The following is a 23,773-nucleotide window of genomic DNA, read 5'->3' on the forward strand; positions in this document are numbered from 1 at the left end:
CTTTACGGGGTCACTTCAAATGGACTGCTGGCTTTTTAATGTTTGACTCTGTCGCCTTTTCACTTCATTTGAAGGTGATTCAGTGACTCTACACAATCACTCAACACGCTCATCATTTCAAATCAAAATGTCTAGTCAGACAGAGCAAATACAAGTCAAAGTTACAGAGCGGCTTTCTTCGCTTCTGTAATCCAACCATCGAACGTGCTTTGGTTCGCTTTGATCCAACCGTTTACGTGCGCTTCGATATCCGCAGAGCTGTTCTTACCTTTACTCATCATCATGTTCTGAGCACTTACATCATTGATGTTAAGTTTGATGATTTCGAAAAGCTTCGCTGCTGATGGGTTGTTCTTAGCAAACTCTTTGTTCGCAATAATGCGCATTGAGTTCATTTCGAAGCCGTAGTTTTTGCCGTTAGATAACGTCGTGTCCACATTCGAACGCTCGCCAGGAAGTGCTGAGAAAGGTACTTCTAACCAAACTACATCTTCGTTAGGCACCAATACGCCACTTACCCAGTAAGGTGTCCACGTGTAATAAAGGATTGATTCACCCTTTTGGTAACGAGAAATCGTGTCTGCAATGATTGCCGCGTAGTTACCTTGGTTGTGAGTCACCGTATCGTCCAATTTGAATGCCGAAAGTTGGTGTTCAATCACCATCTCACAACCCCAACCTGGGTTACAGCCTGTAAGGTCTGCTTTGCCATCACCGTCCGCATCAAACAGCTTCGCGATTTTCGGATCCGTCAGTTGACCAATGTTAGTGATGTTGTATTTTTCAGCCGTTTTCTTATCAATTAGGTAACCTTGAGCGGCACCGCTTACATATTGGCCTTCGCGGTAGAATTTGTCATCGCCGCCCGCCATTTTGTATTTATCAGCATGAAGCGGGAACCAACCTACGGTTAGGAACGTCGCGTCACCTTTTGCGATAGAGGTGTAACCTACGTTGTAATCCACTTCTTGCGTAGATTTCACGTCGTAGCCAAGCTCTTCAAGGGCGCGGTTAACAATCAACGTTTGGAATGTTTCTTCCGCTACAGACGATTGAACTGGCTGAACTGATACACCTTCACCCGGTAAGCTTGCTGCCCACACGTTCGTTGATACTGCTAATGTAGAAACGATGCTAACTGCAAGTTTGCTCTTCCATGAATTATTCATTGGTGTTTTTCCTTAATTGTAGTTCTGATTTGTTACCGCGATTTATTGCATTGAGCACAAGAGAAACAGGGCCCATGTGGTACCAGCGTAATTTTGTATTACCTGCATTTACCCCGAGAACTTGAGTAATGCGGTCAAGCAGGATTGCTAGAATAACGATGCCTAAACCACCAACAGCGGCCAGTCCCATATCCAAACGGCCAATACCTCTCAGTACCATTTGACCTAAACCACCTACCGCAATCATTGATGCGATAACCACCATCGATAACGACAACATCAGTGTTTGGTTCACGCCCGCCATGATAGTTGGTAATGCAAGTGGCAGTTGAATTCGGTAAAGCATCTGCTTTTTGCTTGCACCGAATGAGTGACCCGCTTCGATCAATTCTTCCGGAACTTGCTGAATACCCAAGATGGTCAAACGAACAACAGGAGGAAGTGCGAATATGATGGTCACCACGACACCCGGAACGTTACCGATACCAAACAACATGACGATCGGTACTAAATAAACGAAGGCTGGTGTGGTTTGCATAGCATCCAAAATTGGGCGCACGAATTTAGCCGCCGTGTTACTTCGAGCGAGCCATATCCCCATGGGTAAGCCAATCAATAGGCAGAAGAATACGGATGTCATGACCAGTGACAATGTGGTCATTGCTTCAGACCAAGCGCCAATCAAGCCAATGAAAGTCAAAGATACGGCCGTTGCAACGCCAAGCTTCAAGTTTGAAAACTGCCATGCCACTAGAAACAAGATGATCAACATGAATGGTGCTGGCGTAGACACCAACGCCGTTTCAAATGAACTTAGGATAAAATCGATAGGCACACGGATTGCCTGGAATAATGGGCGTCCGTGCTCAACTAACCAATTCAGTCCAGACTCAACCCAAGTGTCAACAGGCAGCACAGCCTCTGCAAAAGGGTTAAGTGGATCAAAAGGTGTCGTTTCAACGGTTTCGCTGCTTAACCAATCCGCTGACGGTGAGGTATCAGCGGATTGACCCCAAGGATCACTTGCAGGTTGAGCTGGAGGAGCCGATTGAGACCATGGGTCATTATTTGTTTGTTCAGACGACATGATCTACCCCTTATCCAATGTTTGTAACAGTCGTGACTTAGTCACCACGCCAAAGTAATTACCTTGCTCATCCACAACAGGCACTGAGTAAGGCACACCACCAACTAGGCCAAGCACATCATTGATTGGTAAATCAGGGTTCAGCGTTAATCCATCATCGAGCTGCGCGCTGACGAGTGATTTGTTCTCTTTGTGAGCTTTACGAAGCGAGTCGATAGAGACAATACCGGAGTAACGGCTGCTCTTCTCAACTACGATGCCGTATTCGCGGTCGTTATCCATCAAAATTTGTAGAGCGGACGCCGGGCCATCGTGTTCTGATTTTTTAAATACCGCAGCTGGCTTCTTACGCGCAATGTCTTTCACAGTAAGCACGCTTACTACGTTCACACCGCGGAAGAAGGCTTCGACATAATCGTTGGCTGGGTTATTAAGAATATCGTCTGGAGTACCTACTTGAACCACTTCGCCATTTTGCATAATCGCAATTCGGTCACCGATACGCATCGCTTCATCCAAATCATGCGAGATAAAAACAATGGTTCGTTTATCGTCATTTTGAAGGCGAATAAGCTCATCTTGCATTTCAGTACGAATCAAAGGATCGAGCGCCGAGAACGCTTCGTCCATCAACAAGATATCTGGGTCACATGCTAGTGCACGAGCCAAACCAACACGCTGCTTCATACCACCAGATAGTTCATCTGGGTAAGATTCTGAATATGCGCCAAGGCCAACACGTTCAAGTGCTTCAAGTGCTGACTGCTTTCGTTGCTCAACTTCAACACCCGCAAGCTCTAGACCAAATGCGGCATTCTCGATGACCGTCATATGCGGCATCAAAGCGAAATTTTGGAAAACCATCGAGATGTTGTTGCGGCGAACTTCGCGGAGTTCATCTTCTGAGATGTGGGCAATGTCTTTGCCTCGAAGAAGCACATTGCCTTTGGTTGGTTCGATCAAGCGGTTAAGAAGGCGTACTAGGGTTGATTTGCCAGATCCTGACAGTCCCATTATGACGAAAATCTCGCCTTCTTGGATACTAAGAGAAACATCGTTAACGCCGATCGTTAGCCCTGTTTCTTCGAAAACTTTATCTTTATTTGCGCCTTCATTAATCATTGTAAAAGCACGGTCGGTGTCTTCACCAAACACCTTGTACAGTCCCTTAACTTCCAGTATGGGATCCATGTAATCTAATCCTTTCTCAGTTATTTAAACTTAAATTGGTTATTTAAACCCGAAAAACAATTAGCACTCTAAGTAATTGACACGTGTAAATCAAGGTTCTTCGTTCGGTAAAACAAGGCAACAGACTGAAACCAGACCAGCAACAACAAGACCAAAAATAAGCAAAAACAAAGCAAGCTACTGATAATAAAAGGGATAAATTAGATAAGCGTACGGCCAATATTATGTATTACGTAGTCGTAGATTATTGAATATTAATTTTACATTAGAGTGATTAATAGGCTGAATGAACCAACAAAAGCCATAATTAGTTCGTGCACAAACAATTCGAGTACGAATCATTTATTAAGCTTTCATGATGTTTCCGAGGCGAAAGTTCGCTCGGTAAAAAATATAAGATCAACTCTCAATCTCTACCTAAAAACCAAAGGTCAACCGGCTAAAGTCAGCGAGTTGAAATCAACCTTTTCAACCAAGAATTTTAATACGTCACACCAACTGTGATACTTGCTGCAAACTGTCAATTGGTGATTATCTAAGCTGAACTTCAACTTGTAGAGTGCTCATTGCTGAGCCATTCTTTATAAAAGAAATAAGCATTTTCCCGTGACGAAATAGAGAAAAAGACAAGGAATTCGAATGATAAAAATGTTGGTGTGTGACTTTGACGGTACGCTTGATGGAGGCTCATCTCACGGTGTTAACCAGCTATTTGATTACCTCACAGAACAACCTGATATTCGCTTTATCATCGCGACAGGAAGAACATTACCTTCGATTCGAATGGGTTTAGAATCGGATAACTACCCGAAACCACACAGTATTATTAGCGATGTGGGCACCAAAATTCATCATGTTCATTCCCAAAAACCAGACCATGTTTGGCATAACCAACTGGAAGCTTCTTGGAACAAATCAAAGGTAGAGACGGCTCTCGCCCCCCTTGATTTTATGGGTGAGCGGATAGAGAACCATCAAGGCGATTACAAGATCACCTTTGAAGGAAAGCTTTCAGAGCCTCAACACGAACTGATTGAATCTAGCTTGGAGATGCACGGATTAGATGTTCACCTGACTTACTCTCATGATTGGTACTTAGATATCACACCAAAAGGCGTTAACAAGGCGACTGCGATTCACCACCTACTCGAACAACACGATTTGAGCGTTGCAGAAGTGTGTGTCGCAGGTGATTCAGCTAACGACACCTCAATGCTCACCATTGAAGGCGTAAACTCGATACTGGTTGCTAACCATTACCCAGAGGTTGCTCACCTATCGGATAGAGACAACGTATACACGAGTAGAGCAACACATGCTGAGGGTGTCTTAGAAGGCCTTAAATACTGGCAAGGGCGTGCAGCAGCGGGTAATTAGAAATAAGTAGAGGTGACCGACTGCTCCCTACTTGCTATCCTTATTTCCAACCGGGAAGCCAATGATCCTTGTCGGTGAGATCCCGCCAGTTGATGTCTTCCTCTCGTTTGGTCATCACCGCTTCTATCAAACAACGAATGACCTCCCCTTCTTCAAACTCTACCTCTGTGACCATAAAGTGTTTTTCTTTCTTTACAGGGCTAACGGCCGTCCATTTACTGCGAAGTAGTTTCTTTGGATTGATTCGATTCATGAGTTTATTTCTCGCTTAGATGTCATTGATTATTATGGATTGTCTAGCCGACACTGAGTAATAGTCTTCGTCGCAAGAAAAGGATCAAAAAAAGCCAGCGATTAGGCTGGCTTCATTCAGTTAGCTATTACTTGTTAAAGATTAGCCGTTTTTAGGTGGATCAAATGCCGTGAGTTCTAATACTGGACCTGTGTATTTTTCAATCTTCACAAGCGCAGAGTTTGCAGCACAGCCATTCGCCAAACGAGAAGTCGGGATATCTAACGTAAGCACGTTACAGCCACCGTTTTTACATAGGCCTGTCTCTTTATCTAAATCAGGCCAACCGCCTTCATGGATACATACAGAGCCTTGTTTGATGCCATCCGTCACTAATGCACCCACCAATACTTGTCCACGACCATTATGTGCACGAACCAAGTCACCCGTTTTAATGCCTCGAGCTTTCGCATCTTCAGGGTGAATTGAAATCGGCTCACGGTCTGCAATCGCATACTCTTCGCGGATCTTCGCGTAGTTGAACTGGCTATGCAGACGGTGCGCGGCGTGCGCTGTCATCAGTTGCAGTTCGCCATCTTTAGCGTTGCCTGTGTACTCTGTTGGTTCTAACCAAGTTGGGTGTGCAGGGCAATCATCTAGTTGGTAACCTTCAATGGTTCTTGAGAATATCTCGAACTTGCCACTTGGTGTACCTAGTGGGTTCATGATTGGGTTCTCACGAAAATCAGCGTAACGAACAAACTGTGCGTTCTTCTCGTTCCACTTCATCTCGATCAACTGATTATCTTCCCAGAACTTGCTGAAGTTAGGCATTACGATACGCTGACCACGACCACCTTGCTGTGCGGTTTTGTAGAAACCATACAGCCATTCCATCTCGGTCTTGCCTTCGGTGTACACATCACGACCACCCGGAGCAAGTAACTCAGACATGTCCGCAAATACATCGAAATCGTTACGAGCTTCACCTTGTGGCTCAACCACTTTCTTCATTGGCACTAAGTGTTGGTTACTGTAGTCACCCGTCATCGTCATATCATTACGTTCAAACGATGTAGTAATTGGCAGAACAATATCCGCGTGCTTAGCTGCTGCTGTCCAGTAAGGTTCTGAGATAACAATCAGCTCAGGCTTTTGCCAAGCTTTGATCAAGCGGTTGGTATCTTGGTGGTGAGTAAAGTTCGCACCGCCTGCCCACCAGATCATTTTGATCTCTGGGAACGTTAGGTTGTGACCATTGTGATGGTAGCTTGAACCCGGGTTTTCTAGCGCTTCAACAATACGCGCTACAGGGAATGCGTTCACAGATCCTGAAACAGCCCAATCGTTACCCGCCGAAGAACCACCGCCAAGTGACGCTGAAATCGCAGGAAGTACGCCTGCATCACGAGCAGGGTTACCACCGTTTGAGTAGTGGTAAGAAAGACCGAAACCACCACCAGGCAAGCCAACTTGACCTAGCATTGTCGCTAGCGTAACCAACATCCAGTGACGTTGTTCACCGTATTGTTGACGCTGCATACCCCAGCCAGACATCAGCATAGTACGGTTCTTACTGAAGATATCCGCAAGTAGCTCAAGCTGCTTCACTGGCACACCACAGATCTCAGACGCCCACTCAGCAGATTTTTCTACGCCGTCTTCCTTACCCATCAAGTAAGCTTCGAATACGTCGTAACCTGTTGTGTATTTACCCAAGAATTCTTTATCGTGCTTGCCCTGTTTCACTAACGTGTGTGCGATACCCATCATCATGGCTACGTCAGTCATTGGGTGAGGAGCAATCCACTCTGCGTTGTCACCAAAAAACTCGATAGTCTCAGAGCGCATTGGGTCAATCGCAATCACTGTCTTGCCCGACTTCTTCAACTGGTGGAAGAACTCAAGACCTGCACAGTCGGTTGAGCTCCAAGCGATCTTCAAGGTGTTAATTGGGTTTAGGCCCCAAAGTACCACCACATCACTGTGCTCAAGGATAACTGGGTAAGTCGTCTGCTGTTCATACACCTCAATCGAACCCACAACGTGCGGCATGATAACTTGCGCAGCACCTGTTGAGTAATCACCTAAGTGACCAGAGTAACCACCAGCCATGCTCATGTAACGTTGTAGAAGCGTTTGCGCTTTGTGCAGAACACCACTTGAACGCCAGCCATAAGAGCCTGCGAATACAGATTCCGCACCGTGCTCTTGACGAATACGTGAGTGTTGTTGGTGAATCAATTTGTACACTTCATCCCAAGAGATACGAACAAATTCATCACTACCACGTACACCTTCAGGTGCAGATGGGTTAGCCAAGTAGCCTTTACGAACCATAGGGTACTTAACACGCGCTTTGGTGTGTACTTGATCAGGGCCTGTGGTCTGCAGGCTATTTGGAACCGTTTGTGCCAGTGCATTCGTCGTCGACACTAACTTGCCATCTTTCACTTCACACAGCATTGGTCCCATACGACCTGATGTTAGAACACCAGAACCACGTTTGTCCGAAGCAATTGCGCTCATCGGCGTCAAAGATGTGAATGCCAACGCACCAGCTGTAATACCTGTGCCTTTCATAAATCCACGACGTGTCATATTAGTCATAATTTTATCCTTCTAATTCTCTTTAGTGACCAACAACGTCTTTCGCGTGGTTTTGGAAGTACTTAGTCAGCAGCTCAAGGTTTTGCTCAGAAATGTCTGTACGGTCGCCCATACTTTTCGCAACAGGTCCCCAAGCATTCACAGTGAAGTGGTTTGAAGGAATTTTCGCGTGACACGTTGCACAGTAAACGTTGTCCAACTCTTCTGCGTAAGACCAGATTGGGTCTAGTTTATCGACAACTGGAGAAGTGATATCACCCGTTAGCGCAACTGAACGCCACTCGTTACCGTAAGCATCGGCTTTATAGTCACCAGTAGTCAGTGCTTCTTGACCTTTGTCTGTCAATGTCGCAACGATTGCACGTTGGCCTTCACCGAAGTAAAGCACTTGCTCTGCACCTTTCATTTGGAATGCATTCAAAGTCACAGTACGGTTGTCGCCTTCAGCCTTGACCACTTGCAGTTCTGCTGTTGGGTTTACACTGCCGAAGTCACCCATTGCGATATCGGTTACTGGGTAAACCACTTTCGCATCTGCTGGCGTGTTTTTCGTAAATGCGATCAGGGTATCGAACGCTTTGCTATCTAGCTGAGCTTCAGGAGCAAAATGTGCAACGCCTTTGTGACAATCGATACACGTTTGGTTATTTTCACGACCATAAGCATGCATTTTTGCTGCATCACGAGATTGCTCGAACTCTTCCATTGCATCGAATTCGTGACAAGAGCGACAAGTCGCTGAGTCATTCTCGCGGAATTGAGCCCAAACTGTCTCAGCCATCTCTTCACGGTGTGCTTCATATTTCTCAGGCGTGTCTATCTTACCTGAAATAAATTCGTGGTAGATGTCTTTGGACGCTCTTACTTTGGTGATCACGTAGTCAATCGGATCAGTTGGAATGTGGCAATCGGCACATTCAGCTCGAATGCCTTTTGCGTTACTGAAGTGTACAGAACCTTGGTATTCTTTGTGGGGTGCTTCCATTGTGTGACAAGAAACACAAAACTCAGTGCTCGATGTATAGTGCATAACGGCTGCAGTTCCCCCTAAGGTTAACCAACCAATACCTATACCAACCGCCGCTATTAGTGCGATATAACGTTTTTTTATTGTCATAATTCTTAATCATCTTCAACAATTGGTTACAATTAAGATCAGAATAGTACTTTAGGGGTAGATCAGTTTGATTTGGATCATAAATCGCATTCTGAGGAACAAAAATTGAACCTTTATGAGAACCCAAGGTCACTTCACGAAATTATTCCCCACCAGATACAATCACCCACCAAATAAGAAGCAGCGGTTAAATATTCATTATTGATTAATCCAACATCAACGAGACAAAACGGCTTTCTAAGTCAAAGAAGTAAATTGTAAATCTATTACAATATTGGCTATCTATTTTTCATAAACTCCTCACTCAATGAACCAAACAGAATTCCAACAAAAAATGGCGAGTTTCACCTCGATTGAACAAGCGCTTGATTACTTCGAAATTGGGTTTGATAGCAAGTTCATCAACCAAAATAGAGTCGAGCTTGTGAAACGCTTTAATGGTTATCTGATCCTGTCAAAACCGGATGATTGGTTTTCTGGAAGAAGAGCGCTGAAAAATGCCTATTGTAAGGTGCAACGCAGTAAGCTGGATCGTTACACACGTTCTGCCTGTCGTGGTTGTACGACTTGTCAATGCCGCTAGTTCAAAATCAGAAAGCTTAAACGTAGATAACAAAAAATAGAGAATTGAAATAACATCTCATTACGATTTAGTTAGTGGTTTGCTCGAAAAAAAGTGTGCTAGTCTTACGGCAACTCAACTACGAGATAAAAACTACAATGAAAATTTTCAGCAATTTCGAAAGCGGCAACATTCACGTCGTTTCAGCAGATTCACCACAAAACATTCAACTGACGATCCCAGCAGACTACCAAACTGAAATCTCTCAGTGGTTTCACTTCCGCTTAGAAAGTGAAGCTCAACAATCTCACCACTTTGAAATCGGTCAATTGGCAACATCTGCCTACCCTGAAGGCTGGAAAGATTACGATGTAGTTGCATCGTATGACCGTGAAGAGTGGTTCCGTATCCCATCTCAGTTCGATGGCGATACATTAAGCTTCGATATCATCCCTGAACACGATTCAATGTACTTCGCGTACTTCGCGCCGTACTCATACGATCGTCACCAAGATCTTCTGCACAATGCTCAAACGCACCCTGCTTGTAAGCTTGAAACTCTAGGTCAGACGCTAGACAACAACGACATCACTTTGCTAACCATCGGCGAGCCAAGTGAAGAGAAGAAAAACATCTGGGTTATTGGTCGCCAACACCCTGGCGAGACGATGGCTGAATGGCTGATCGAAGGCCTGCTACAACGCCTACTTGATGAAACAGATACGGTTGGTCGCTCTCTTCTAGACAGCGTTGTGTTCAGAGTTGTACCAAACATGAACCCAGATGGCAGCATCCGCGGTCACCTGCGTACTAACGCGATTGGCGTAAACCTGAACCGCGAATGGCAATCACCTTCTATGGAACGCAGCCCAGAGGTATTCCTTGTTCGCGAGCGTATGCTGGAAACGGGCGTTGACCTGTGTCTAGATATTCACGGCGACGAAGCGATTCCATATAACTTTGTAGCAGGTAGCGAAGGCACACCTTCTTACAACGAGCGCATCGCGAAGCTAGAGAGCCACTTCAAGCAAGCACTGCTCACTATCACGCCAGAGTTCCAAGATGAATTTGGTTACGATAAAGACGAACCAGGCAAAGCAAACATGACAGTTGGCACAAACTGGATTGGTGAGCAATTCAAGTGTTTGGCTTACACCGTCGAGATGCCATTTAAAGATCACATCAGTCACGCTGACGAACTTTACGGCTGGTCTCCAGAACGAAGTGTCGCGTTTGGTCACGATATGCTAGCCGCAGTTTGGGCTACAGTAGACGAGCTATAAGGCGAACTAAGCTCATTAGCTTTACCTGTATCGCCTTTGGTTTATAAGAATCTGGGCTATAGATAGAACAAAGCCCAGCACTTGTGAAAGTGCTGGGCTTTTTAATATCGGCTTGGATGAGTGAATCTAACTTTAAAAGCTTTCTATGCCACTCTGAGGCTAGCAAAAAACACTGGGTATCTTTGCCTAATGTGGCGTTGTTCAGACACCATATCTTTGAAGCTCGGACCTTGTGATAACTGAACGATCACTTCGTCACCTTCTTGTCGCAATACAGCACCGCTAATATCGATACTGTTGTTGTCATGCAACCTCAAGGTGCCGGCCATTGAAAAGCCACGATAAACCGGAATGATGTTACGCATCATCAGGCGTACACCCTTTTCAGAAACTTCGCTGACATGAAAAAGCTCATCCTTAATTCGCATCACCGGACGAGCCTTTTGAGGGTACTTTAAGCGGTAATATTTGCGTTTCTGGGTGAATGAATCTTCACGCATTGGTGACTCCCTGTCTCTGTTATTTCGGTCAAGCAATAGGCTGTAGCTTCAATTGGTCTCAAATAAACACATTCACCAAATTGATAGCTAATAATTATATCGACTTCCCGAGCTAATGCTTTAGAGATTTATACAGAGAAACACTGATTGCTTAGCATTCAGTAAAAAATGAGAACTGAATCGGAAATGAAAACTAAGATGGAAACGAGAACTAAGCCGGAAATGAACTGAACCAATAGCTAAAAACCCAATTCTTCGCATCGCACCCTAAAGCTGAAACAATGCCAACTGAATGCTGAAGCCCACGAATAGAATCCCACACACAATGTTCATCATTTGCGAGGTGCGCTTTTGAACTAACAAGCGCTTAAAGGTATCCGCCATTAAGATCACAACTAAGAACCACATCGACACCACTGACGCTTGAATTGCACCAAGTATCAAACTGTCTGTCACAATCGCATCTGTTGAAACAAATTGAGGGAATATAGAAAGATAAAACAGGACAATTTTAGGATTCAGTAGATTAGTGAGAAGCCCTTTGAAAAATTGCTTATAAAGCTTACTTCCCGATGCACTGACCACAGAGAGCACGCCCTCTTGAGCGCGCAGCGCCGCACGAAAATGGTTATACCCAAGCCAGACAAGATACAAAACCCCAGCCCACTTTAGCCCTTCAAAGGCCATGGGAGTGTTCGACAGTAATAAGCTTATGCCGTTAGCCGAGATAAAGGCATGAAAAAAGAAACCACATGACACGCCCAACACGTTCACAAATGCGAACAGCTTCCTTTGAGTTAAGGCTGTGCTTAATACCAACAGCGCATTTGGGCCCGGGATAATGGCAATAAAAAACACGATAACGATAAACAGCCAGATACTGTCCCAACTCATTTCGATCTCATTTCATGAACATTTTTAGGGCGGACATTGTACGTCCATTCAGTGCCATTACAATATGATAAACGCTTAATTATCGCGTATAGCTAACAGACATGATTCGCGCGTATAATGAATGTGTTTATCGTCTAACATACAAAACTGATTCTCTAACATTTGTAGCCCTGATAGACTCCACCTCCCTTTTGATACTTGGTTCATTTATGTCATTTGCTAGCCTAACCCTTAACGCAAAAACCGTCTCCGCGCTCCCATCTCAATTCAATAAGCCAACAGAGATACAGCAAGCGGTAATTCCTACCATTATTGCGGGGAAAGACGTACTTGCATTGGCTCAAACGGGCAGCGGTAAAACATTGGCGTTTGGCTTACCGTTACTGAATAACATCAACCAAGATGTGAATGAACTGCAAGCACTGATCATTGTTCCAACCCGTGAACTTGCATCTCAAGTGACCAAATCTTTAGAGCCGATCGCAACAGCGCTTGATATCAAATTGGTAACGCTAACGGGCGGCGTAAATACTGATGATCAACAGCAACAATTATCGACTAAACCACAATTAGCCATCGCCACACCGGGCCGCTTACTTGCTTTAATCAAAAGTGATGAACTGGATGTCGCTCAGTGTTCATCATTGGTTCTTGATGAAGCCGACCGCCTGATCGACATGGGCTTTTGGCCAGATGTTCAAGCGATTACTTCAGCACTACCGAGCAAACGTCAGTCACTGTTGTTCTCTGCGACACTTCCGCCCGAATTAGTAGGGCAAGCTGAAGAGCTTCTTTTAAATCCAGTTAAAGTCACGACACATCAAGAAAACAGCGTGGTCGCGACTATTGAAGAAACCCTGTATTTAGTGAACAAAGGCAGTAAAGCTCAAGCGCTCATCGCACTACTCAATCAACACACATGGCCGCAAGTATTGGTATTTATTGGCGCAAAAGACAATGCCGATGCATTAACCAAACGATTGAATAAAGCCAAAATCAGTGTGAGTGCGTTACATGGAAATAAGAGCCAAGAAGAACGAGAGCAAGCATTAGAAAGTTTCAAAAATGGCGAGACTCGTGTGCTTATCGCGACAGACGTGATGGCTAGAGGCATTCATATTGATCAGTTACCTGTCGTAATTAACTTCGAATTACCTTCTCACTCAGCAACTTACGTACACCGCGTTGGTCGTACAGCAAGAGCAGGAAGTACTGGCTGCGCGGTCTCTCTGGTTAGCCACAGCGAAACTGACTACCTCAATGCGATTCGCACCTTGACCAATAAGCCGTTAGTGCTGCAACCATTAGAGGGTTTCCCGGTTACCGACAAACCTGCATCTGAAACGACCGCTCGCAAGCGTCCACCTAAAGATAAAATGGCCAATCGAAGAACAGCTAAAAAGAAAAGCATTAAGCAATTTAAAAGCAAACCAAATAGCTCTAAGTAACCAGAAATAACTCTAAGTAACCAGAAATAGAATGGTCAGCTCAGTTTGTACTGGGCTTTTTTATATGCAACAAAATACAAATTCACACCCAAAAACTTCCCTAAAGTTGCCAACTTAAATGACACTTTTGTGAATTATGATGCCAACGTATTGATTCTTGGTTGCTCAAAAAAAATACTCTTAAATCACGTTGACGCCCCTATATCTAGCAACTAGATTTTTCTATTAGTGTCTACAACAGGAGGTCATTGAAATGAAACGTGCTAGCTCTACATATCGATTACAACTGATTAAGGAAGTGGCAACTCGCCGAGATCGTCAACGTTCCAATGACCCGATGGCAAACTACATACAAACCCTAATAGATAATAAAGATGATTGTGATACTTCGGTTGAACGCAACCAGAGGTTCAGTGGCAGTCATTTTGATGAGCACATAGGTGGTTGGGTAAGTGACCACTGGGGTAACAAGTAGGACAAAGAGAGTAATCCAACCAGCATAATCGCTGTAGAATTCGTCTCCGAATTAACCTATCATCTGCAACAATTCCCTATCCTAGAGTAAGCAGAAAGTGTCTGAGTTAAAAAGAGAAAAAGAAGTGATGGTTGCCTTCCAAGTGATACCTCGCGTTAAAGAAGGCAACAACTTCGAAGTGGTTGATAAAGCCATTGAAGTTGTGAAAGCTGCCGATGTGCCTTTCCAAGTCGGTGCGATGGAAACTACGATGAAAGGTGAACTCAACCAATTACTCGATATCGTTAAAAAAGCAGAACAAGCTTGCTACGATGCAGGGGCGGTAGAAGTGATCACAAACATTAAGATTCACAGTAAAACCACCGAGGCCGATGATACATTTTGCACGTACCATCGTGGTGTAACGAAAGCGAATCACATGTTTGTTTAATCACATTTTTGTTTCTGAAAACTGAGCTTTAAGAAAGGCTCTGAAGAACCAGTGGTGTTATTGGAAAGGCATGTCTGAGAGGTGAGAAAGGATTTCCATTCGTTCTTCTTCTGACATCGAATGCCAATCACGCGGAGTCTCTTCAGGGTCATCTTTTGCCCCGATCGGTTTTCGGTCAAGTGCTTTGACTGGCTCTTTTTTGATTTTTACGTTCTTTTTATTCATACCGACACCACTCCTTCAGGTACAAAGGTACCTACTTTAATATTACACCCCAACCATTATGTAAAGTAATAGTTACTTCGGAGTTAAATAAAATCTAAATACTTCCTCTTTAGCCAAAAAGATCTCTTTGGGGACTGGTATTTCCCTCTTCATCGACCTGCTTACCAATCAAGTTTTTTTGATTCATTATTTTTCTTCTATAGCGCTGACGACACAGCTTTATCACGTGCAATTGTTCTGACGGTGTCATCGACATCCAATTAAAGCGCTCTTCTCTCTTGCGCATACAACCGTTGCAATAGCCTTTGTCATCGCTTGAACAAACCCCAACGCAAGGGCTTGGAACTTGGAAAAACTCTAACTGCTCCACCATGCCTCCTTACACATTCAAAATTACGCTTACTCTCTCAAAAATAAGCGATTAATTTGTCGCCTGGCTCATGAAATCCATACTAAACTATGACCTTATACTGACACATATAGTGTTTTGTAAACTATACTTTGAACCCATCAAGTTACACTTATCCGGTAACTTCGTTCTTTCCTTTGGAGCCTTATAATATGAAGTTTAGTTCAAAAAAATTACTAGCAGTAGCCGCTTTACCTATGATGCTAGCAGCATGCACAACAACAGGTGACAACGCGATGCAAGTAACACCAACCGATCTACAGCACCATAATTGGGAACTTGCGCAAATTGATGGCAAGGACATTGTGAAAAGCGAAGACCAAGCAGCTCCTCGTCTAGAGATCGGCGAAAAGATGACTGCAAACGGCATGGCTGGTTGTAACAACTTCTTCGGTCAAGGCGAGCTGAAAGACGGTCAATTCCGTATCAAGCAAATGGGCATGACAATGAAAATGTGTCACGGCTCTGCGATGGAAATCGAACAATCGGTTTCTGCTACTCTAAGCGAGTGGAGCGACGTAACCCTAACAAACGATACGCTAGTACTGAAAAACGATGTACACACGCTAACGTACACAATTCGTGATTGGGTAAACTAATCCGTTCTCGAAATAGATATTGATTAAAGGAGCCTTCATGGCTCCTTTTTTATTGCCTGCTTACCCTCACAACACCTTCAAAATTAACACTCATCGCCTACTTTTCGTACCAACCTCCAATAAACCTCAAATATCTCTCATTTAGATGCAATAAATTCACTGGTTTATCGGTCTATTGCTAGGATGGTAAGAGCCTAGAGTCTGTCGAGCTTTCGAGACGATCGCACATCGAACAAAGTTTAACCAAAAAAATCAACACGCCCTTCCTGCTTGTTCTCAAGTAATTGATTGAATTTACTGTTGAATTAGAATTTATTTCAGAAACAGATAGAATAACTGTTAGGGAGTTCTAAATAACAATGCTCTTACCCGTTCACTACCAAATGGAAAAGTTTATGAACAAGATAGTAAGTACGTTAGGAATCATGGCAACCGTTGCATACAGCGCAACCATTTATGCTGATGAAGCAACATCCATCGACAGCTGGAACCAAATCGAACAGCAGGCAGAGGGACAAAATGTCTACTTTCACGCTTGGGGCGGTAGCCAAGAAATCAATCGTTACCTACAGTGGGCGGGCAAGAAATTACAAAGTGAGTACGGTGTTACCTTAAAACATGTGAAAGTAACCGATATTGCAGAAACTACCACTCGCTTACTCGCAGAAAAGGCGGCAGGAAAGAACACTGAAGGCAGTGTCGATATCGTCTGGATTAACGGCGAGAATTTCCGTTCAATGAAAGAAAATGCCTTGTTGTTTGGACCATTCACTCAAACACTTCCAAACTGGCAGTACGTGGATAAGTCTTTGCCGATCGATGTCGATTTCTCGGAGCCAACAGAAGGCTTGGAGGCACCTTGGGGCGTGGGACAACTGGTGTTCGTTCATGACCAAGAAACACTTCACAACCCGCCACAATCATTCTCTGAGATGTTAAGCTACGCTCAGGCATTCCCGAATCGCTTAAGCTACCCGCGCCCACCAGAGTTTCATGGTACGAGCTTCATTAAGTCTCTACTGATTGAGCTAACAAACAACAGTCCTGCGCTTGCTAAACCCGTTTCAGAAGATACCTTCCAAGACGTTACGGAACCACTGTGGGCTTACTTAGATAAATTCCATAAAGTGGCATGGAGAGGCGGAAAGCAATTTCCTGCAGGTACATCTGAAAGCATTCAACTTCTGGATGACGGACAGATCGATCTCGCGATTACGTTTAATCCAAACTCTGTTTATTCAGCACAAGCCAGTGGTCGCTTAGCCGAAACCACTAAGGCTTATGCTCTAGAAAGCGGCGCTCTATCTAACATTCACTTCCTGGCGATTCCTTGGAATGCCAATGCAACCGCAGGTGCTCAAGTGACCATTAACTTCTTATTGAGCCCGGAAGCACAGTCTCGCAAGGGTGACCTCAATGTTTGGGGCGATCCTTCGGTTCTGAGCAGCAAATACCTGACTGGCAGCGCTAAAAACACCCAGCAATTTAAATCGGTTGATGAACCACACCCTAGCTGGCAAAACGCGCTCGAGAAAGAGTGGCTTAAGCGATACGGTAACTAGTCTTCATGCTACGCGCTCTATATTTTGTTGTTATAGCTGTATGCATTATCCCGACCATTCCTGGGGTAGCGGGAGTCGTGGCTTCGTCACTGAGTTTCATCCCGCCCCTTGGTTTAGAGGAGCCGACACTCAACGGTTTTAGCCAAGTCTTTCAATGGGAAGGGGCTTGGCACTCTATTGGCTTAAGCCTAGGTTCAGCAATTGCAAGCAGCTATATAGCCTGCTTCCTGACCTTTTGTATTCTTCAAGCCTCTTGGGGAAACAAGTTTTGGAGAAAGATTGAGTTTACGCTATCGCCAATGCTTGCCATTCCACATGTAGCTTTCGCTATCGGCTTTGCTTTTCTGTTTAGTCCAACGGGGCTTGGCGCAAGAGCGGTACATCACTTGCTCGGCGAATCGGCTACCAGCTCTGAATTGGCGTTATTGGTGAAAGACCCATACGCGTTCGGCTTAATTATTATGCTCGCACTCAAAGAAGTCCCCTTCTTATTGCTGATGAGCATTTCGATACTTCAGCAAATTGATGTAGAGCGTATCACCAAGGTCAGTGCATCGCTCGGTTACAGCCGCGCTCAGATCTGGTGGAAATGTATTTTCCCACAATGGTTTACCAAGCTTCGTTTCCCAATGCTGGCGGTACTCGCTTACAGTGTCTCGGTTGTCGATATTGCTTTGATCATAGGCCCAACCAACCCGCCGACCTTTGCCGTTTTGGTATGGCAATGGTTCAACGATCCGGATCTTAACCTACTTCCGCGAGCTGCTGCTGGTGCCATCGTTTTGTTTGGTTTAGCTTCGTTGATCATCGCCTTGGCGCGTTTAGTTGAATGGGCGGTTCTTAAGTACTTTCGAACTTGGCAGTATTCCGGAAGAACAGGGGCAAACCTTCCGGGGAAAACGGTATTCACTGTCCTTGCTAGCCTTTCACTGCTGATCATTCCTTTAATGGTAATTTGGAGCGTTGCTCAGCGTTGGCGCTTCCCTGATTTACTGCCGAGCCGCTACAGCATGCGCTTCTGGGAGTTCGAGTGGGATGCCATCATGAGTACTGTGGGTCAAAGCTTATGGATTGGTCTGATTGCCGCTTCAGTCGCTTTGTTGCTTGCGCTGGTGGCTCACGAATACAGAATCAAATACAAGTGGCAAGTTCCGGGCTTCATTATCGCTATTCCAATGCTAATACCACAGCTTTCAGTGTTGTTTGGTATGCAAGTCACGACCCTCTACATCGGCAGTAGTGCCTATGAGTTCTGGGTGATTTGGGCGCATGTTTTCTTTGCTTTCCCGTTCGTGTATCTGTCTTTGGATGGCCCTTGGAAAAGCTTCAATGATGGGTTGATTAAAGCCTCGCTGAGCCTAGGTAAATCGCCATTTCAGAGTTGGTATTCGATCAAACTACCAATCTTGCTTCCTGCGATTGCGTTTGCTTGGGCAGTCGGGATCAGCGTGAGTTTGGCCCAATACCTTCCAACATTAATGCTCGGCGCGGGCCGTATTAGCACGATCACCACAGAAGCCGTTGCACTTACCAGTGGTTTCGACCGCAGGGTGACAGCAATCTATGCCATTTGGCAGGCCCTATTGCCTCTGTTCTTTTTCTCTTTAGCGATATTAGTCAGCCGACTTCAACTCAGATATCGCCGTCTTACTTTTAAAGGTTTCCTAAGTAATGAGTCTGTACCTCAACGACCTCGCCATCCGTAAAACCGATGGAGATTCGCTGTTCTCAGCGCTAAACGTCACATTAGAATCTGGCCAAATACTGGCTTTGATGGGGCCGAGTGGCTGCGGAAAGTCGACCTTACTGGATGCGATTGCTGGTCACTTAAGTGAAGAGTTTTCGTACTCTGGCACCGTTGTGTTGAACAATATTCAGCTCGACGAGCTTCCATCACATCAGCGTGAAGTCGGTATTTTGTTTCAAGATGACTTGTTGTTTCCGCACCTCAAAGTATGGGAAAACTTGGCCTTTTCGTTACCGAACTCTGTTAAAGGTTCCGCTCGCCAAAAACAAGCAATGGCTGCACTAAAAGACATAGAGCTAACTCACTTAGCTGAATCTTTCCCGGATCAAATATCCGGCGGTCAACGCGCAAGAATAAGCTTGACTCGTATGTTGTTAGCCAAGCCTAAACTCGCCCTGCTTGACGAACCGTTCAGTAAGTTAGACCAAGAGCTCAGAGCACAATTTCGCGATTGGGTCTTCGAACAGCTGACCAAAGCGAATATCCCTACATTAATGGTCACGCACGACGAAGCCGATGTACCTCAAGGGGCAGAAGTACTGTCTTGGCCATGGAGAAGTAACCATGCTGGATAAGTACTCCATTAAGGTCATTAAGTGGCCATTAAATCAGTCTGCTAAGTTACTAAACCAATTGGGTATCACGGCCAATCAAACCACGTTATTCGGATTTCTGATTGGGTGTTTAGCGTTTCCAGCGTTGGCATTTCAACAATATGAGTGGGCGTTAGGCTTCATTGTGTTTAATAGAGTATGTGATGGGCTTGATGGAGCCTTGGCTCGAATCCAAGGCATTAGTGATGCGGGCGGTTTCCTCGATATCAGCCTAGATTTCCTATTCTACTCGCTGGTCCCTTTTGGATTTGTCATTGCCAACCCAGAACACAACGCCATTGCCGGTGCGTTTTTGATCTTCTCTTTTATCGGCACAGGCAGCAGCTTTTTAGCGTTTGCGGTTATGGCAGGCAAGCGAGGCATTGAAAACCCAGTCTATAAGCATAAGTCTCTGTACTACATGTCAGGGCTAACCGAAGGCACTGAAACCATCGCCTGTTTCATCGCGTTCTGTATTTGGCCTCAACACTTTGCAGTTATCGCTTACACCTTTGGTGCAGCTTGTTGGCTAACCACGTTCATGCGTATTTATTTTGGTTTTCAGACACTAAAAAACCAAGCTAGTTAATAAATGAGTTAGTTTCTTGCACCTATAAAAACGCCGCTCATTGTGAGCGGCGTTTTCTATATTAGTATGGATAATGCCCGCTAAATCATGACATCAAGCTTCAGCTGAAGCCGTGATTTTAAACCTCAATACCTTTAGGCTTGAATCAAGGTCGACATCGACAAACTCAGGCGGGTTGTCCAGACGCTCAATGAACTCAACGCTTGGTGCTTCTTCTGCCATCGTCTCAATCAGGAAGTTTGGTGATACTGCTGGTGAGTTCACACACGCAATCACTTCACCGCCTTCAGTTAGAAGTTCAGGCAAACGACGTAAGATTTTTTTGTAATCTTTGGTTAGAGCAAAGCTGCCTTTTTGGAACGAAGGTGGATCGATGATAACGAGCTCGTAAGGACCGCCCTTCTTGATTTTCCCCCACGACTTAAAGATATCGTAGCCAAGGAAGTTAACCGAGCGCATATCGTGTTCATTCAGACGGTGGTTATCGCGACCTTTGTTTAGCGAGCCACGTGACATGTCCACGTTCATGCATTGACGAGCGCCACCAGCGATAGCCGCGACAGAGAAACCACAAGTGTATGCAAACAGGTTAAGAACGTTCTTATCCTTGGCATTATCTTGTACCCACTGACGACCATTACGCATGTCTAGGAACAAACCGAAGTTCTGATTACGGCCAATGTCTAATTGGTACTTAAGGCCATGCTCAACCACAACCGGAGAGTCATTCAACTCACCCCATAGAACCTCTGAAGGCGCACCATCGGCATAACGGTGTTGCAGAACAATGCTTGTGCCCTGCTTTGATTGCCAGATATCTTTGTTGGTGAGTTCAACCAATCCAGCTTTAAGAGATGACAAGAATTCATCGTCGACTTCTTTAAACACGTTAACCAGTAGCTGTCCATCAACCCAGTCACATGTCAGTTGCTCTAGACCAGGCCAAAACTTACCGCGCCCGTGGAAAATACGGCGTAGTTCGTTTGGTACTTCATTAAGTTGCTGTTCAATATGACTAAAAAACAGAGGTAAAGCTGATGCTTCCATTATTTCACTCACTTAGTGTTTAGCTTTGGCCAAGTTAATGACCAAGGTTCAAGCCAACTGTCCAAACCGTTCGACACGGTTTCTTGATGCCACTTCTCACCCAAGGAGTTTAGGCTTCTTGGATCGCAGACATATTCGTAGGCTTGTGATTGATAGGCAAATCGAATCGCGAAGGCATGCAGATAACCTCTGTCAGCCTCACTCGATGGATTATAAATAGGGTCACCAACAATGGCTGAGCCGATCGACTTCATCGCGACACGGATCTGGTGAGTTCGCCCCGTATAGGGTTTGCATAACAGCAGACGCTCACCGGGTTCAGCCGTTGCTGATAAAAACTGAGTAATCGCAGGGTTCTCTTTGGATGTCAGAAGTTTCCAACTTGAGCGTCGTGAGCGCTCCATATCCCCAGAAATCAAACCCTGCTTTTTCTTTGGCTTCTTAGAACCGATCGCAAGGTAGTATTTCTCTACTTCACGCTTTGCAAATAGCTGTGAAAGCTCGCTCGCCGCCGACGCATTTTTTGCCAGCAGCAGAATGCCCGAAGTCATTTTATCTAGTCGATGAACGAGATACAGCTTAGGCTCATTAATTGCCTTAGCAACTTCTTGAAGCAACATGGTATCGCCATCGTCTTTGTGGACGCTGACTCCAGGGTGCTTATTGATAAGTAAAAAATCAGAGTGGTTCAGAAGAATATCGAACATTAAAGGCTAGCTCCATTGTAGAACGTAGAGTATACCTCGTCTGAACCCAGATTCCAGCTACGAAAAAGCCCAACTCACTCAATAAATATTGAATCGTTGGGCTTCTTTTCAGCAACTAGCGATCAGTGCGTGGTCTTTACTCGATTACCAATAGGTAAATAGAACCAAGCTACCGCTTTACGCCAGTTTAAACTTACCAACTAATGCTTCTAGCTCAGCAACCTTAGCGTTCAAGCCTGATGTATTTTCGGAGCTACGAGTTGCTAGCTGCAGAGATTGCTCAGAGATATCGCTAATCGCGGTAATGTCCGCTGCAATTTCTTTGGTCACAGCCGTCTGTTCTTCTGCCGCAGTCGCAATAGAGTTAACCATGCTTTGTACATTGCCCGCACCGCTCACAATCGCTTCTAGAGCCGAAACAGCACCTGAGCTTTGCTCAACACCAATCTCAACTAAACGACAGTTATCTTGAGTGTAAGTCACCGCTTCTTGAGTGCCCGATTGAATCGATTGAATGATGCCCGAGACTTCTCGTGTCGCTTTGGTTGTTCTTTCTGCTAGCGCTCGCACTTCATCGGCTACCACAGCAAAACCACGACCAAACTCGCCAGCACGCGCAGCCTCAATCGCAGCGTTAAGAGCTAACAGGTTAGTTTGCTCAGCAATGTCTTCGATTACCTTGATAACGCTACCAATCTGCTCACCGTGAGAACCTAGAGTATTCATTTGCAACGACATATCGCTCATTTGAGTCGACACTTGTTGAATACTCGCCACCATCTCAACAATCACGTTGCGGCCATCTTCTGCAGAGGTTTCTGAGCGACGTGCTTCTTCATAAGTTGAAGTACCTTGCTGCGCCACTTCAGAAATGGTCAAGCTTAGCTCTTCAGCAGCCGTTGCAATCAAGTTAGCTTTGTCTGCTTGAGCTGATGCACCAGTAACGATGTCTTGGCTAATAGAAGAGAGCTCCCCTGTCACCGATTGGACTTGGTGAGTCACAGACGAGATTGAACCTAATAGGTCTACTAGTGATTTCTGCATCTGGTTAATCGACTTAGCCAGTTCAGCCAATTCATCACCAGAATCATCAATAATGTCGCCTGCCGTTAGGTCACCATTTGCTACACGTCGTGCTACTTGTTCTACACGAGTAAGACGATTGGTAATAGAGCTAGACAATAGATACGCAATCACACAACCAAAGACAATCGCAATAGCAGACAACACCATGATGGTGCGCTCGATGGTAGTAAACGTGTCGGTTAGTGTCAGTAGTGACTGTTCTGTATCTGCGCGCTCACTTGCTGACGCTTGATCCAGTAAGTTCTCAATAGGGATAAGATTGCTCTCATACAAAGATCGTAGCTGTTGAATATTGGCTAGTAGCGCAGCTTCATCATTGATCTTCGGCACAAGCTTTGATTCAAACTCTTGAGTGAAACGCCCCATCAGGTCTTCAATTCGCTGAATACGGCGGTGGTCTTCCGAACCTCTACTCTCCAAACGCTTAGCCTGCTCGATAGCTTGAGCAAATTCGTTCTTGTTGGTTCGATAATCATTGAGTGCATTATCGACCAGAGTGATTGCACCCAGAGCATCTCGATAGACATCTCCAGCTTCATCGATCAAAACAAGGTAGGTAACGGTACCCGGTACATCATCTAATCTAATCTCATCGGCGCTCTTATGAGCGCCAATAACTTCCATCCATACAATACCGACTAACGTGACAAGCACCGCCAATATAGAGCCAAAACCGGCATACAGTTTCTTTCTCACTGACAATTTCAAACAACACCTACCTAAATCAAAATATAGCTCTAACAGCTATTCGTTCCATTTATATCGGCTATCAGACGGATACCTTTAATGGTTATTTTTCTTAGATAATTAAGTTCCAGAATCGAGTAGGAGGAG

The 23,773-nt window shown here is 44.9% G+C and carries 24 protein-coding genes; 11 read left to right on the top strand and 13 right to left on the bottom strand.

The genetic code is table 11. The annotated features are described in order from the left end of the window. Positions 1-161: 161 nt before the first annotated feature. The 3 genes from proX to proV are packed head-to-tail and all read right to left on the bottom strand — an operon-like array spanning position 162 to position 3,447. The gene (gene proX / locus AB4507_RS10900) at positions 162-1,169 is read right to left on the bottom strand and encodes a glycine betaine/L-proline ABC transporter substrate-binding protein ProX (RefSeq protein ID WP_004734648.1); all 1,008 of its coding nucleotides are present in this window, start codon (positions 1,167-1,169) and stop codon (positions 162-164) included. Next, positions 1,162-2,256 carry a glycine betaine/L-proline ABC transporter permease ProW gene (gene proW / locus AB4507_RS10905; RefSeq protein ID WP_372182664.1) on the bottom strand — a complete coding sequence of 365 codons (1,095 nt, stop codon included), beginning with the start codon at positions 2,254-2,256 and terminating at the stop codon, positions 1,162-1,164. The genes proX and proW overlap by 8 nt, the downstream gene beginning before the upstream one ends. Positions 2,257-2,259: 3 nt before the next feature. Then, on the bottom strand, positions 2,260-3,447 hold the full coding sequence (proV, locus tag AB4507_RS10910) for a glycine betaine/L-proline ABC transporter ATP-binding protein ProV (RefSeq protein ID WP_372182665.1): 1,188 nt from the start codon (positions 3,445-3,447) through the stop codon (positions 2,260-2,262). Positions 3,448-4,086: 639 nt separating this feature from the next. Here proV and AB4507_RS10915 point away from each other — a divergent pair. Next, a complete protein-coding gene (locus tag AB4507_RS10915; protein ID WP_050053016.1) occupies positions 4,087-4,824 on the top strand; it encodes an HAD-IIB family hydrolase in 738 nt (245 codons plus the stop codon). Positions 4,825-4,864: 40 nt separating this feature from the next. Here the strand turns inward: AB4507_RS10915 and AB4507_RS10920 are convergent, their stop codons facing one another. The 3 genes from AB4507_RS10920 to AB4507_RS10930 form a co-directional block, all read right to left on the bottom strand. After that, positions 4,865-5,077, bottom strand: coding sequence for a TIGR02450 family Trp-rich protein (locus AB4507_RS10920; RefSeq protein ID WP_017068050.1), 213 nt, complete (start codon positions 5,075-5,077; stop codon positions 4,865-4,867). Between the two features lie 141 nt (positions 5,078-5,218). Beyond that, entirely contained in the window at positions 5,219-7,666 is a 2,448-nt protein-coding gene (locus AB4507_RS10925; protein ID WP_017071931.1) for a molybdopterin guanine dinucleotide-containing S/N-oxide reductase, read from the bottom strand. Positions 7,667-7,688: 22 nt separating this feature from the next. Then, on the bottom strand, positions 7,689-8,783 hold the full coding sequence (locus AB4507_RS10930) for a NapC/NirT family cytochrome c (protein WP_017060332.1): 1,095 nt from the start codon (positions 8,781-8,783) through the stop codon (positions 7,689-7,691). 307 nt (positions 8,784-9,090) lie between these two features. Here AB4507_RS10930 and AB4507_RS10935 point away from each other — a divergent pair, with 307 nt between their 5' ends. After that, positions 9,091-9,366: a nitrogenase-stabilizing/protective protein NifW gene (locus AB4507_RS10935; protein WP_372182666.1), complete on the top strand. Its 276-nt coding sequence runs from the start codon at positions 9,091-9,093 to the stop codon at positions 9,364-9,366. Positions 9,367-9,503: 137 nt separating this feature from the next. Further along, positions 9,504-10,628, top strand: coding sequence for a M14-type cytosolic carboxypeptidase (locus AB4507_RS10940; RefSeq protein ID WP_017060330.1), 1,125 nt, complete (start codon positions 9,504-9,506; stop codon positions 10,626-10,628). A gap of 143 nt (positions 10,629-10,771) precedes the next feature. Here AB4507_RS10940 and AB4507_RS10945 read toward each other — a convergent pair whose 3' ends face one another. Continuing rightward, positions 10,772-11,128 carry a hypothetical protein gene (locus tag AB4507_RS10945; RefSeq protein WP_017060329.1) on the bottom strand — a complete coding sequence of 119 codons (357 nt, stop codon included), beginning with the start codon at positions 11,126-11,128 and terminating at the stop codon, positions 10,772-10,774. 267 nt (positions 11,129-11,395) lie between these two features. After that, on the bottom strand, positions 11,396-12,022 hold the full coding sequence (locus AB4507_RS10950) for a LysE family translocator (RefSeq protein ID WP_017060328.1): 627 nt from the start codon (positions 12,020-12,022) through the stop codon (positions 11,396-11,398). A gap of 209 nt (positions 12,023-12,231) precedes the next feature. Here AB4507_RS10950 and AB4507_RS10955 point away from each other — a divergent pair, with 209 nt between their 5' ends. The 3 genes from AB4507_RS10955 to AB4507_RS10965 all read left to right on the top strand — a co-directional run bounded on the left by AB4507_RS10955 (position 12,232) and on the right by AB4507_RS10965 (position 14,375). Continuing rightward, entirely contained in the window at positions 12,232-13,470 is a 1,239-nt protein-coding gene (locus AB4507_RS10955) for a DEAD/DEAH box helicase (RefSeq protein ID WP_371725014.1), read from the top strand. 253 nt (positions 13,471-13,723) lie between these two features. Next, positions 13,724-13,945, top strand: a complete 222-nt coding sequence (locus AB4507_RS10960) for a hypothetical protein (RefSeq protein ID WP_017057116.1) — start codon at positions 13,724-13,726, stop codon at positions 13,943-13,945. A gap of 127 nt (positions 13,946-14,072) precedes the next feature. Beyond that, positions 14,073-14,375: a thiamine-binding protein gene (locus AB4507_RS10965; protein WP_017065764.1), complete on the top strand. Its 303-nt coding sequence runs from the start codon at positions 14,073-14,075 to the stop codon at positions 14,373-14,375. 57 nt (positions 14,376-14,432) lie between these two features. Here the strand turns inward: AB4507_RS10965 and AB4507_RS10970 are convergent, their stop codons facing one another. Further along, on the bottom strand, positions 14,433-14,600 hold the full coding sequence (locus AB4507_RS10970; protein WP_017060325.1) for a hypothetical protein: 168 nt from the start codon (positions 14,598-14,600) through the stop codon (positions 14,433-14,435). A 109-nt stretch (positions 14,601-14,709) separates the two neighbouring features. Next, positions 14,710-14,973, bottom strand: coding sequence for a DUF1289 domain-containing protein (locus AB4507_RS10975; protein WP_017060324.1), 264 nt, complete (start codon positions 14,971-14,973; stop codon positions 14,710-14,712). A 188-nt stretch (positions 14,974-15,161) separates the two neighbouring features. Between AB4507_RS10975 and AB4507_RS10980 the strand changes: the two genes are divergently transcribed. From AB4507_RS10980 to AB4507_RS11000, 5 genes are all read left to right on the top strand, one after another. Continuing rightward, entirely contained in the window at positions 15,162-15,608 is a 447-nt protein-coding gene (locus AB4507_RS10980; protein ID WP_004734625.1) for an META domain-containing protein, read from the top strand. 395 nt (positions 15,609-16,003) lie between these two features. After that, entirely contained in the window at positions 16,004-17,170 is a 1,167-nt protein-coding gene (locus AB4507_RS10985; RefSeq protein WP_372182668.1) for an ABC transporter substrate-binding protein, read from the top strand. A 5-nt stretch (positions 17,171-17,175) separates the two neighbouring features. Further along, a complete protein-coding gene (locus tag AB4507_RS10990; protein WP_017060322.1) occupies positions 17,176-18,876 on the top strand; it encodes an ABC transporter permease in 1,701 nt (566 codons plus the stop codon). Further along, positions 18,842-19,492 carry an ATP-binding cassette domain-containing protein gene (locus tag AB4507_RS10995; RefSeq protein ID WP_017065359.1) on the top strand — a complete coding sequence of 217 codons (651 nt, stop codon included), beginning with the start codon at positions 18,842-18,844 and terminating at the stop codon, positions 19,490-19,492. Before AB4507_RS10990 ends, AB4507_RS10995 begins: the two co-directional genes overlap by 35 nt. Next, positions 19,482-20,099: a CDP-alcohol phosphatidyltransferase family protein gene (locus AB4507_RS11000; RefSeq protein WP_372182670.1), complete on the top strand. Its 618-nt coding sequence runs from the start codon at positions 19,482-19,484 to the stop codon at positions 20,097-20,099. Before AB4507_RS10995 ends, AB4507_RS11000 begins: the two co-directional genes overlap by 11 nt. 93 nt (positions 20,100-20,192) lie before the next feature. Here the strand turns inward: AB4507_RS11000 and AB4507_RS11005 are convergent, their stop codons facing one another. From AB4507_RS11005 to AB4507_RS11015, 3 genes are all read right to left on the bottom strand, one after another. After that, the gene (locus AB4507_RS11005; protein WP_017068057.1) at positions 20,193-21,146 is read right to left on the bottom strand and encodes a class I SAM-dependent methyltransferase; all 954 of its coding nucleotides are present in this window, start codon (positions 21,144-21,146) and stop codon (positions 20,193-20,195) included. Between the two features lie 8 nt (positions 21,147-21,154). Continuing rightward, complete coding sequence (locus AB4507_RS11010; RefSeq protein WP_017060318.1) at positions 21,155-21,853, bottom strand: TIGR01621 family pseudouridine synthase; 699 nt, start codon at positions 21,851-21,853, stop codon at positions 21,155-21,157. Positions 21,854-22,030: 177 nt separating this feature from the next. Further along, positions 22,031-23,647, bottom strand: coding sequence for a methyl-accepting chemotaxis protein (locus AB4507_RS11015; RefSeq protein WP_137002277.1), 1,617 nt, complete (start codon positions 23,645-23,647; stop codon positions 22,031-22,033). Positions 23,648-23,773: the final 126 nt, after the last annotated feature.

Origin of the sequence: Vibrio sp. 10N.222.54.A3, assembly GCF_041474095.1 — a bacterium.
Lineage (GTDB): Bacteria > Pseudomonadota > Gammaproteobacteria > Enterobacterales > Vibrionaceae > Vibrio > Vibrio crassostreae_C.

Bases quoted from the DNA above. Each gene is read 5' to 3' on its own strand.
- proX (WP_004734648.1), bottom strand. From the start codon at position 1,169: ATGAATAATTCATGGAAGAGCAAACTTGCAGTTAGCATCGTTTCTACA.
- proW (WP_372182664.1), bottom strand. From the start codon at position 2,256: ATGTCGTCTGAACAAACAAATAATGACCCATGGTCTCAATCGGCTCCT.
- proV (WP_372182665.1), bottom strand. From the start codon at position 3,447: ATGGATCCCATACTGGAAGTTAAGGGACTGTACAAGGTGTTTGGTGAA.
- AB4507_RS10915 (WP_050053016.1), top strand. From the start codon at position 4,087: ATGATAAAAATGTTGGTGTGTGACTTTGACGGTACGCTTGATGGAGGC.
- AB4507_RS10920 (WP_017068050.1), bottom strand. From the start codon at position 5,077: ATGAATCGAATCAATCCAAAGAAACTACTTCGCAGTAAATGGACGGCC.
- AB4507_RS10925 (WP_017071931.1), bottom strand. From the start codon at position 7,666: ATGACTAATATGACACGTCGTGGATTTATGAAAGGCACAGGTATTACA.
- AB4507_RS10930 (WP_017060332.1), bottom strand. From the start codon at position 8,783: ATGACAATAAAAAAACGTTATATCGCACTAATAGCGGCGGTTGGTATA.
- AB4507_RS10935 (WP_372182666.1), top strand. From the start codon at position 9,091: ATGAACCAAACAGAATTCCAACAAAAAATGGCGAGTTTCACCTCGATT.
- AB4507_RS10940 (WP_017060330.1), top strand. From the start codon at position 9,504: ATGAAAATTTTCAGCAATTTCGAAAGCGGCAACATTCACGTCGTTTCA.
- AB4507_RS10945 (WP_017060329.1), bottom strand. From the start codon at position 11,128: ATGCGTGAAGATTCATTCACCCAGAAACGCAAATATTACCGCTTAAAG.
- AB4507_RS10950 (WP_017060328.1), bottom strand. From the start codon at position 12,022: ATGAGTTGGGACAGTATCTGGCTGTTTATCGTTATCGTGTTTTTTATT.
- AB4507_RS10955 (WP_371725014.1), top strand. From the start codon at position 12,232: ATGTCATTTGCTAGCCTAACCCTTAACGCAAAAACCGTCTCCGCGCTC.
- AB4507_RS10960 (WP_017057116.1), top strand. From the start codon at position 13,724: ATGAAACGTGCTAGCTCTACATATCGATTACAACTGATTAAGGAAGTG.
- AB4507_RS10965 (WP_017065764.1), top strand. From the start codon at position 14,073: ATGGTTGCCTTCCAAGTGATACCTCGCGTTAAAGAAGGCAACAACTTC.
- AB4507_RS10970 (WP_017060325.1), bottom strand. From the start codon at position 14,600: ATGAATAAAAAGAACGTAAAAATCAAAAAAGAGCCAGTCAAAGCACTT.
- AB4507_RS10975 (WP_017060324.1), bottom strand. From the start codon at position 14,973: ATGGTGGAGCAGTTAGAGTTTTTCCAAGTTCCAAGCCCTTGCGTTGGG.
- AB4507_RS10980 (WP_004734625.1), top strand. From the start codon at position 15,162: ATGAAGTTTAGTTCAAAAAAATTACTAGCAGTAGCCGCTTTACCTATG.
- AB4507_RS10985 (WP_372182668.1), top strand. From the start codon at position 16,004: ATGAACAAGATAGTAAGTACGTTAGGAATCATGGCAACCGTTGCATAC.
- AB4507_RS10990 (WP_017060322.1), top strand. From the start codon at position 17,176: ATGCTACGCGCTCTATATTTTGTTGTTATAGCTGTATGCATTATCCCG.
- AB4507_RS10995 (WP_017065359.1), top strand. From the start codon at position 18,842: ATGAGTCTGTACCTCAACGACCTCGCCATCCGTAAAACCGATGGAGAT.
- AB4507_RS11000 (WP_372182670.1), top strand. From the start codon at position 19,482: ATGCTGGATAAGTACTCCATTAAGGTCATTAAGTGGCCATTAAATCAG.
- AB4507_RS11005 (WP_017068057.1), bottom strand. From the start codon at position 21,146: ATGGAAGCATCAGCTTTACCTCTGTTTTTTAGTCATATTGAACAGCAA.
- AB4507_RS11010 (WP_017060318.1), bottom strand. From the start codon at position 21,853: ATGTTCGATATTCTTCTGAACCACTCTGATTTTTTACTTATCAATAAG.